This is a genomic window from Pseudoalteromonas sp. PS5, from assembly GCF_004103255.1.
Taxonomy (GTDB): Bacteria; Pseudomonadota; Gammaproteobacteria; order Enterobacterales; family Alteromonadaceae; genus Pseudoalteromonas; species Pseudoalteromonas peptidolytica.
On record NZ_RCSQ01000221.1, the window covers coordinates 1 to 3,389 of the forward strand.

Sequence of the window (3,389 nt, forward strand, 5' to 3'; positions counted from 1 at the left end):
ACCACTTAATTAAGCAAATTGGCATTAAGCGCTCAATACTTCTGTAACTCCCCCAAAAAATGAAACAGTTCATAAGTAGAATTTTCCATTAACTAAAATAGGAAAATTTACGATGAGAAAAAGCAAGTTTACCGAAACTCAAATTGTCAGCATGATCAAAGAAGCTGGATCAGGTATTCCAGTCCCTGAAATTTGCCGTAAACATGGTATCGGGCAAAGCACATTTTACAAATGGCGCTCAAAGTATGGTGGCATGGAAGCGTCTGATGTTAAGCGCCTCAAAGAGCTTGAAGAAGAAAACCGTAAGTTAAAAGATATGTTTGCAACGCTGAGCTTAAAGCACTCGATGCTTGAGGATATCATTGCAAAAAAGCTGTAAAGACAAGTAGGCGCGGAGCTTGGGTTGAACATTTAAGATCCCAATTTAACGTCAGCGTCGCATTTGCTTGTGAAGTGGCAGGGCTAAGCCGCTCAGTTTTTTATTACAAACATAAGCGGCCATCAGATGATGAGGTTATCGACGCGTTGCTAGCATTGGTCGAACGTCACCAAAGATGGGGGCTGCCTAAACTATTTAAAAGGCTTCGTAATAAGGGTAAACCTTGGAATAAAAAGCGTGTTGAACGAGTTTACAACATGCTAAAACTCAATTTGAGACGTAAAGGAAAGCGCCGTGTGCCAACAAGAACGCCAGAACCATTAAGTGCCCCACAGCAATATAATGAATCTTGGTCAATGGACTTTATGAGTGATGCACTAAGCTACGGACATCGTTTTAGGACATTGAATATACTCGATGACTTCAATCGACAAGCATTAGCGATTGAAGTGGATACCAGTTTAACCGCTGAAAGAGTGATTAGGACACTAAAACAGATCATTGCTTGGCGCGGAAAACCAAAGCAAATTAGAGTAGATAATGGCCCAGAGTTTACTTCAACTATGTTGGAAGCGTGGGCGGTGGAAAACAGTATTAAGCTTGAGTTTATAAAACCTGGTAGTCCTTATCAAAATGGCTTTGTGGAAAGGTTTAACCGAAGTTACCGTGAAGAAGTGCTAGATTTATACTTGTTTGAATCACTGCAAGAAGTACGTGAAATCACGGACGAGTGGTTAGATATCTATAATTATGAGCGGCCTCATGATTCACTTGGCGATATGACACCAATTGGTTATCTTGAAGCTGCATAAAATTCTACGAAAGCGCTGTACTGAATTGGGTGGAGTTACACTTCCCCCTCGATACAAAAAAATAAAAAATAAACAAGTGTTCACACCTTCTGTCTAACTATCAAGTTATTCTAATTTGCAACTTTTTGACAGAAAGATACAATGCCCGATGAAACTTGGAAATCAGTCAAAATATGGACTTTTATGAAAGCAGTAGTTCCTGTTGCGGGTCTTGGAACCCGGATGCTCCCTATGACCAAAGCAATTCCTAAAGAAATGCTACCTTTAGTCGATAAGCCGCTTATTCAGTGTATCGTTACTGAGTGCGTAGCTGCTGGGATAAAAGAAATAGTACTTGTAACCCACTCTTCTAAAAATGCAATTGAAAACCACTTTGACACTAGCTTTGAATTAGAAGCTACGCTCGAAAAACGTGTGAAACGTAAGTTACTCGATGAGGTCCGCTCAATTTGCCCTGAAGATGTCACCATTATGCACGTTCGCCAAGGTGAAGCAAAAGGTCTAGGTCACGCCGTTTTGTGCGCACAACCCATTGTTGGCGATAGTGACTTTGTAGTTGTATTACCTGATGTCATTTTAGATGAATATACAGCAGATCAAGGCCAAGAAAACCTAGCTGCAATGCTACAACGTTTTTCACAAACACAAGCCAGCCAAATCATGTTAGAGCCTGTTCCCCAAGAAGACGTATGCAAATATGGTATCGCCGATATTGGTGGTGTAACGCTTTGTCCAGGTGAAAGCAGCCCTATCAAGCACATGGTAGAAAAGCCTGATGTAGACACTGCACCTTCTAATCTCGCAGTGGTTGGCCGCTATGTGCTTTCTAAAAATATTTGGCCGCTCCTTAAAAAGACACCACAGGGGGCTGGCGGTGAAATACAACTCACTGACGCCATTGATATGCTGATGGAGCAAGAAACCGTTGAAGCTTTTCATATGAGTGGTAGATCGCACGACTGTGGCGATAAACTTGGTTATTTAAAAGCGATTGTTGAATATGCTATCCGAGATGAACAGCTAGGTGACGCGTTTTCACAATTTTTAAAGCAATTACAATAGCCGAGTCACAGACTGGGATAGCGACTATCACACCTCACACATAGTAGCCAATTATAACTATGGATAACGGCCACCTCTTTAGCAGCTGTTATCCTTACTATAGCGTTAAATTTGCTTGCATAACTTTACAATATATGAAGTAACAATCTCTCGTTGTAGTGGTATTTCGCTTTTGGGCTACTGCCTTTTAGTTGATTAACTCTCTTCTTACTTCAAGTTTAGATTATGTGACCTGCGCGGTATATCATACCCTTCCGTAAAAAAACAAAACCCGCTACACTAACCGCTCTTAATACTCAAGGTGTTGATCATTGTATGAAAACTCATTTAGGCAGACGAGCATTCTCAACAATGGAACTTCATACTCTATTTAACGGGTACATCTATACCGACGAAAAATTAAAACGGGAACAGCCCAAACATTGGCACTTTTGGCTACCGTTACTGAGTTACTACACTGGTGCCTACAGCGACGAAATTGGCTCGCTCACCCTTGATGATATTTTTCAACAAGACCATGTTCACCTATTGCACTTTAAAACCCATGGTAAAATTCAGCCTCGCATGGTCCCTATTCATCCAGCGCTCTGGCAAAGTGGACTCGAGCAATATTTAGCGCAGGTCAAAAAACTCGGTCAACAACGTCTTTTATTTGATCTACCGGCCAAAAGTGGAAGGTACAGTGAAAAAGTCAGAATTTGGTTTTCAGGAGAAGGAGAGCGACAGGGCTACCTGCAAAAATGCGGCTTACCCAATGTCGATCAACAAGGAATGAAAACGGCTATTAGTAGCCTTCGTTTGAACTTTGAGCAACAAATAAGAATATCCGCTATCCAACAAGGTCATAAGAGTAGTTTGCATTACCTGCTTGGGTTAAAGGATGATGGCGATATAGTAACCCGCCCGCCATTAGCGATATTAAAGCAGATCACCTCTCAGCTTAGAGTTATCAATCCGAACATAACTTGGCAAAGGTTTTTAGACCGCCACTAATGTAGTACTCAGTTACTACCCTTTTCTACCCCTGCTAATTTATGATGTGCGAGGTAATACCAATTTGACTTAATACTTGCTCAATTTGAAGGAGTAAATCTGACGCTAACAGCGCTAAAAGTTTCTCATTTAGAACAACTAAA

General features: G+C 41.1%; 3 protein-coding genes. All 3 read left to right on the forward strand.

Translation table 11 applies throughout. The features are described from left to right. Positions 1–112 precede the first annotated feature (112 nt). Positions 113–1,191 (forward strand): IS3 family transposase gene (locus D9603_RS20760; protein WP_128732749.1). Its coding sequence is split into 2 segments (ribosomal slippage): positions 113–365 and positions 365–1,191, totalling 1,080 coding nucleotides; the frame shifts between segments, so codons are not numbered across the junction. Between the two features lie 183 nt (positions 1,192–1,374). Then, positions 1,375–2,253 carry a UTP--glucose-1-phosphate uridylyltransferase GalU gene (galU, locus tag D9603_RS20765; RefSeq protein WP_128732750.1) on the forward strand — a complete coding sequence of 293 codons (879 nt, stop codon included), beginning with the start codon at positions 1,375–1,377 and terminating at the stop codon, positions 2,251–2,253. A 315-nt stretch (positions 2,254–2,568) separates the two neighbouring features. Next, a complete protein-coding gene (locus D9603_RS20770) occupies positions 2,569–3,246 on the forward strand; it encodes a hypothetical protein (RefSeq protein WP_170178660.1) in 678 nt (225 codons plus the stop codon). Positions 3,247–3,389: the final 143 nt, after the last annotated feature.

Bases quoted from the DNA above. Each gene is read 5' to 3' on its own strand.
- galU (WP_128732750.1), top strand. From the start codon at position 1,375: ATGAAAGCAGTAGTTCCTGTTGCGGGTCTTGGAACCCGGATGCTCCCT.
- D9603_RS20770 (WP_170178660.1), top strand. From the start codon at position 2,569: ATGAAAACTCATTTAGGCAGACGAGCATTCTCAACAATGGAACTTCAT.